Source organism: Rhodococcus sp. NPDC003348, from assembly GCF_053589375.1.
In genome coordinates, this window is record NZ_JBSFRT010000022.1 from 88894 (window position 1) to 95028 (window position 6135).

6 protein-coding genes are annotated in these 6135 nt (G+C 67.5%); 1 reads left to right on the top strand and 5 read right to left on the bottom strand.

Annotation, left to right across the window (positions count from 1 at the left end):
- Nucleotides 1-20: 20 nt before the first annotated feature.
- The 3 genes from ACWDU4_RS16075 to nhaA are packed head-to-tail and all read right to left on the bottom strand — an operon-like array spanning nucleotide 21 to nucleotide 2722.
- Nucleotides 21-959 (bottom strand): alpha/beta fold hydrolase, encoded by a 939-nt coding sequence (locus tag ACWDU4_RS16075; RefSeq protein ID WP_450114895.1) that lies wholly within the window; start codon nucleotides 957-959, stop codon nucleotides 21-23.
- Between the two features lie 12 nt (nucleotides 960-971).
- Entirely contained in the window at nucleotides 972-1496 is a 525-nt protein-coding gene (locus ACWDU4_RS16080) for a phage holin family protein (protein ID WP_450114896.1), read from the bottom strand.
- Complete coding sequence (nhaA, locus tag ACWDU4_RS16085; RefSeq protein ID WP_450114897.1) at nucleotides 1493-2722, bottom strand: Na+/H+ antiporter NhaA; 1230 nt, start codon at nucleotides 2720-2722, stop codon at nucleotides 1493-1495. Before nhaA ends, ACWDU4_RS16080 begins: the two co-directional genes overlap by 4 nt.
- Before the next feature lie 213 nt (nucleotides 2723-2935).
- Here nhaA and ACWDU4_RS16090 point away from each other — a divergent pair, with 213 nt between their 5' ends.
- Nucleotides 2936-4312 carry an MFS transporter gene (locus tag ACWDU4_RS16090; RefSeq protein ID WP_450114898.1) on the top strand — a complete coding sequence of 459 codons (1377 nt, stop codon included), beginning with the start codon at nucleotides 2936-2938 and terminating at the stop codon, nucleotides 4310-4312.
- A 23-nt stretch (nucleotides 4313-4335) separates the two neighbouring features.
- Here ACWDU4_RS16090 and ACWDU4_RS16095 read toward each other — a convergent pair whose 3' ends face one another.
- The gene (locus tag ACWDU4_RS16095; RefSeq protein ID WP_450114899.1) at nucleotides 4336-4677 is read right to left on the bottom strand and encodes a hypothetical protein; all 342 of its coding nucleotides are present in this window, start codon (nucleotides 4675-4677) and stop codon (nucleotides 4336-4338) included.
- A 192-nt stretch (nucleotides 4678-4869) separates the two neighbouring features.
- Complete coding sequence (locus ACWDU4_RS16100; RefSeq protein ID WP_450114900.1) at nucleotides 4870-5751, bottom strand: MBL fold metallo-hydrolase; 882 nt, start codon at nucleotides 5749-5751, stop codon at nucleotides 4870-4872.
- Nucleotides 5752-6135: the final 384 nt, after the last annotated feature.

Consider the following 6135-nt stretch of genomic DNA (forward strand, 5'->3'; position numbering starts at 1 on the left):
CACCCTTCGCGGGGTGAGGATCACTCACGGGTGGGGAGCGCCTCGATCAGTGCGGCGGTCACGTCGTCGGGTCGTTCCCAGTGCGGGTAGTGACCCGCACCGGGAACGGTGTGCAGGTGTCGGTGCGGTGCCCAACGGGTGTCCGAGCGCAACGTCGACCGCAGCACGTAGGGGTCGGCATCGCCGTGAATCTGCAGTACCGGGACGCGGAGCGGCTGGTCCATCGCGGTCATGAACCGTCGGCCGTCGGGTCGCCACTGGCTGCGGAACGCCCAGCGCTGATACTCGAGGCCGCAGTGCGCGGCGCCGGGGATCTGGATGGCCGAGCGGGATCGCACCAGGATCTCGTCGAACTCACCGCCGGTCGTCCGACCTGCCGGTCCGATGCGACGGCGGAGCAGGCGCTCGACCTCCGCGCCGTCGTCGCGGGTCAGGCGCCGCTCGGGTCGCCACGGAAGCTGACAGGCGAGGAACGACGGCAGAAACGCGGATCGTTGCGCCCGTTTCCGAATGACCGCCCGCTTGAGAGCGATCGGATGCGGGGAGGCGATCAGCGCGATGGACCGCACCACCCGCGGATGCAGGACGGCGGTCGCCCAGCAGACGAGCCCGCCGTCCGCGTGGCCGACCAGCGTCGCCTCGGTGTGCCCTAGGGCCCGGATCAGCCCGGCCACGTCTCCGGCGAGGGTCCAGCCGTCGTAGCCGCGGGGCGGCTTGTCGGTGTCCCCGTAGCCGCGCAGGTCCAGTGCCACGGTGTGGTATCCGGCGTCGGCGAGCGCGGTCAGCTGGTGGCGCCAGGTCCACCAGAAGTCCGCGAACCCGTGCAGCAGCACCACCAGCGGCGCGTCGGGTTCGGTCGGTCCGGCCTCGACGGCGTGGAAGCGGATGCCGTTGGCGCGCACGTCACGGTGCCGCCATGGTCCGTCGAGGCGGACGGTCGACGGGTCGGGAGCATTCACGACGACGTCGCGTCAGGGTGTGGTGCGGCGGGCGTACTCGCCGGGGGTGTAGCCGCCGGAGCCGGTCGTGGACTCGGACGTGGTCGGCAGCACGGACGCGGCCTGACGCAGCGAGTCGATGGTCTTCTCCGGCGCCCGGAGTTTGCGGACCCGGAGGTACCCGAGCAGTGCCAGCACCCCGGTGACCACCAGCATCAGGAGGAACACGATCAGGAATGCCAGCCAGCGGGCGACCCAGAGGTCGAGCAGTTCGGCGAGGAAGAAAAAGAAGAAGAACGCGCTGAACACCAGCACGGCGAGCGCCAGGATGAAGAACAGCGACCCCTGCAGGCCCTTCTTCACCTCACCGGTCACCTCGGCCTTGGCCAGCTCGACCTCGGCCCGGACCAGGGTGGAGACCTGCGCGGTCGCGTCTTTGACCAGGTTGCCGATGCTGGCGGTGCCGGGGGCGTGTGCGTCGACGTCGGTCAGCGGGATCGACGAGATGGTGTTCGGCACCCCGTTTCCGGTCCTGCCGGTGCGGTCGCTGATGCTCACGTCGTAGCCCCTCCGTTGTCGTCGCCTCGTGGCCGGTGATCGATGGCGGCACGCGCCTGGTGGACGCGTCCCCGGCGCAACAGTAGCGCCGACCCGATCAGTGACGCAGCCAAGGAGGTGAGCAGGACCGCGACCTTGGCCTTGTCCTGTTCCGCGCCCTCGAGTGCGAGTTCGGTCACCAGAAGGCTAACGGTGAATCCGATCGCGCCGAGCACCGACAGCGCGAACATGTCTCGAAATCCGAGTCCGGTCGGTTTGACGGCGATGCCGAAACGCACCGCCACCCACGACACCCCGAAGATTCCGGTGATCTTCCCGAGGAACATTCCGAGGATGATCGCGAGCGTCAGCCGGTCGGTCAGCAGTGTCCCGAGGACGTCGCTGTTGATCGGCACGCCCGAGGCGAACAGCGCGAACAGTGGCACGCACAGTCCGGCGGACCAGGGCTGGAGGCGGTGCTCGAGGCGCACCGCCGGGGCGTCGGCTTCACCGGGGTCGGGCCGCACCCGGGTCAGGACGCCGAGCAGGACGCCGGCGATCGTGGCGTGGATCCCCGCCTGGTGCACGCAGTACCAGGTCAGCAGCGCGAGTGGGACGTACAGCCACGGGCTGGTCAGCCTGCGGTGCTGGGCGAACCAGTAGCCGGCGGCGCATGCCAGGGCGCCGAGCAGCCAGGCGAAGGCGATCGTCGTGGTGAACACGGTGGCGATGATGGCGATGGCGAGCAGGTCGTCGACGACTGCGAGGCTGAGCAGGAACACTCGTGCACCCGCCGGGATTCGTGACCCGGTCAGGGCGAGGACGCCGAGGGCGAATGCGATGTCGGTCGCGACGGGAATCGCCCAGGCCTGCTCGATCCCGGGCGTGCCCCACCCGACGGCGAGGGTTATCAGTGCCGGGGTGATGACACCGCCGACCGCGGCGACGATCGGTAACAGGGCCTTCTTGCGATCGGAGAGTTCGCCCACGACCAGTTCGCGTTTGAGCTCGAGGCCGGCGACGAAGAAGAAGATCGCGAGCAGACCGTCCTGAACCCAGGCGCCGACCGTCAGGTGCAGGTGGAGTGCCTCGGGGCCGATCTGAAAGTCGCGCAGGCCCGTGTATGCGTCCGCCCACGGGGAGTTCGCCCAGATCAGCGCGATCGCGGCGGCCGCAAGCAGGATCGAACCGCCGATGGTTTCGGTCCGCAGGTAGCGGGACAGTTCGGAGCGCAGTGTCTGGATCAAGGTCTCTCCTGGTACGGGCATGCAGGGGCACGTGCCGACCAGACTTCCCGGCGCTCCGAGTGGATTTTATCGCGACCTTGACGGTGCTTGGTGCAACGACCCCACCAAGATCATTTTGCTTTGCTAACTACTTCGGTGGTGAAATTCCTAGGAGATGGACGCGAAGTGTCCACATATTGGAATCGATAGTGAGTTCGTGCAGGAGCCGGCCCGATGACCCAGACCCGAGACGATGCGATCCCGACCACCGAGGAAAAGGTGGAGGCCGTTCCACGCAGCCGCATCGTGGTGGCCAGCATGGTCGGCACGTCGATCGAGTTCTACGACTTCTACGCGTACGCGACCGCCGCCGTCTCGGTGTTCCCGCACCTGTTCTTCCCGAAGGGCAACGACACCACCGCGTTGCTCGCATCGCTCGCGACGTTCGGTCTGGCCTTCGTGGCGCGGCCGCTCGGTTCGGTCCTCTTCGGGCACTACGGCGACCGGATCGGTCGCAAGGCCACTCTCGTCGGTTCGCTGCTGACGATGGGCATCGCCACCTTCGTCATCGGCTTGCTGCCGACCTACCACGCCGCAGGCATCCTGGCCCCCGCACTGCTCGCGTTGATGAGGTTCTGCCAGGGCCTCGGCCTCGGTGGCGAATGGTCGGGGGCCGCACTGCTCGCGACCGAGACCGCGAAGCCCGGCAAACGGGCGTGGGCGGCGATGTGGCCGCAGCTCGGTGCGCCGATCGGCTTCTTCCTCGCCAACGGGCTGTTCCTGATCATCACGCTGTTCATGAACCACGACAACGGCGACCCCGATCTGGCCGGCGCGTTCCTGTCCTGGGGCTGGCGGATCCCGTTCCTGCTCAGCGCGGTCATGGTGATCCTGGGCCTCTACGTCCGGCTGCGGCTCGAGGAGACGCCGGTCTTCGCTCGGGCCGTGGAACGGGGGGAGAAGGTCAAGACCCCGCTCGCGACCGTGTTCAAGACCAGCTGGCGTCAGCTGATCATCGGCACCTTCGTCATGCTCGCGACGTACACGCTCTTCTACATCATGACCACCTGGGTGCTCAGCTTCGGGACCGGGAAGACCGCCGCGGAGGGCGGTACCGGCCTCGGTTTCAAGTACTCGGATTTCCTTGTCCTGCAACTGGTCGCGGTGTTCTTCTTCGCCGCCGGCGTGCCGATCACCGGCTGGCTGTCGGATCGCTTCGGCCGTCGGGTGGTGCTGCTCGTGGTCACCGCCGTGATCATGGTCTTCGGCCTGTCGTTCTCCGTGCTGCTCGGCGCGGACGGCATGGGTGAAGGCCGGATGCTCCTGTTCCTGATCATCGGAATGTTGTTGATGGGCTTCACCTTCGGGCCGATGAGCGCGGTGCTCCCGGAACTGTTCCCGACCAACGTCCGGTACACCGGCTCCGGCATCGCCTACAACACCTCCAGCATCCTCGGTGCGGCGGTCGCGCCGTTCATCGCCACGTGGCTGGCCACCACTTACGGCGTCGGCTGGGTCGGCATCTACCTGCTCGTCGTTGCCGCACTGACCTTCGTGGCGCTGCTGGTGATGCGCGAGACCAAGGACGAGTCCCTCGACGACGTGAAGTAGTCCCGCTTCGTCAACGGCCGTGGTCAGGCGCCCTCGGGGAACTGCTGGACACAGCTGGTCCGCGGAGCCTGGTACGGGTTGGGCTCCGTGCGCCCGCCGCAGGACCGGCCGTACCGGTTGTAGGTCTGCCACATTGTCTCGGACGCCTTGAGCGTGGTCTGGGTCGTGAGGCTGTCACACGCCTGCATCGACCCGGCCTCGCAGCGTTCGGCGAGGTAGTGGAAGTACCAGTAGCCCCCGCTCGGAGCCGCTGTCGGGGCGGGGAGGCCGACCGCCGCGGCGCTGGAGTAGGGCGCACCGAGCCCGAGGAGGATCGCGGCCGCGACCGCACAAAGGCGGCCGGCGGAACGGGTGAGTGCGGACATGGCTGACGCTCCCTTCGGTGAAGGGCCTGCCGAAGCGGGTCCGGTTCGTCAACCGAGCGAGCGGTCCACCGTGGTTCCTCGTGCCTGTGGCTTCACGTGCCGGTTCGCGTGTCGTGATGCGGTCGGCGTGCACGGTTGTCGCAGCTCTCGAAGCCTATTACCCGGTCGCGAGGGCCGACAAGGTTTCCCTGGTCAGAGTCCGGGAGCGGCAGCGGGCAGCAGGATCGAGAAGTGGTCGTGGACCGTTTCGTCCACGGGGTTGTCCTGAACGTCCCGGGTCTGTCGCGCCCCGGCGCGGTCATGCGCGAGTCGAGCGAACGCGTCGGCCACGGATTGCAGGACATAGGGCGGTGCGATCACCCGCCCGAAGTGATTCATCGCGACCAGTGACACCTCGTCCTTCATGGCGGCGAGGCGTGCGGTGCTCGCGGCGAAGTCGGCCAGGTCCGAATCCGGCTCGTGCGCGTAGATCGGTCCCGAGTTGACCGTGTCCCCTCCGAACAGCACTCCGGTGCGGTCGTCGTGCAGGCAGATGCTGTCCGGTGTGTGGCCGGGGGTGTGCAGGATCCGAACCGTGCGATCACCCAGGTCGATGGTCTCGTCGTCGGTGACGGTGCCCGACGGTCGGGGCGGCCGGACCGTCCACGCCGACCGGTCCAATCCGCGGGGGAGTGCGGCCGGCTCACTGTCCACGTCGAACAGGTGCAGGTACTGGTGGTCGACATCGCGCACCGATGCGGCGGCACGAACGACGCGGTCGTTGTGGTCCAGATAGGCATCGAGGTCGGCTCGATCGGGAGGCGTCGCCAGCGCGGGGAGGCCGGAGGAATGGATGCGGACGTCGTCGAACTCGTGATTGCCGCCGACATGGTCGAAGTGATGGTGCGAGTTGACGACGACGACCGGAGCCGGCGTGAGCTGTTCGATCACCGGTCGGAGGGGGACGAAGCCCATTCCGGTGTCGAGTAGTAGGGCCCGCTCCGAACCGGCGATCAGCCACATCGTGACGTGGCCGGGCTCGGTGATGCTCCAGATGCCGTGCGCAACGGGGCTGACGCGATGCCAGTCGGTCATGGTTCTCCTGTCCGCGGGGCGTGCCGGGCCGGCTCCGCGACACGCGTTCATGGTGACGCGCACCACCATTCCCGTCCAGGGTGCCCCTCTCGTCGCCGCCGACCACGCACTTTCCGCGCCGTCATCGCTGTGACCAGGCGATTTGCGGGAGCGCGGTCGATCACGTAACTTTTGTCGAGTCAGAGCGACACGGACACCGACTCCGCCCCCCGGGTGAGAGCAAACGAGGTTGGACGAAGGCGCCTGGCGAATCCAGAAGTTTTAGACAGTGATACTGTCTTGGCTTCGACCGCCTTCCGGTTGTGAGTTTCCCGGTTTTGACCGGGTCACTGCGATGGGTTAGGCTGGAACAGTTGCCCCGGAGCGGCCGAGAGATAATCTCGG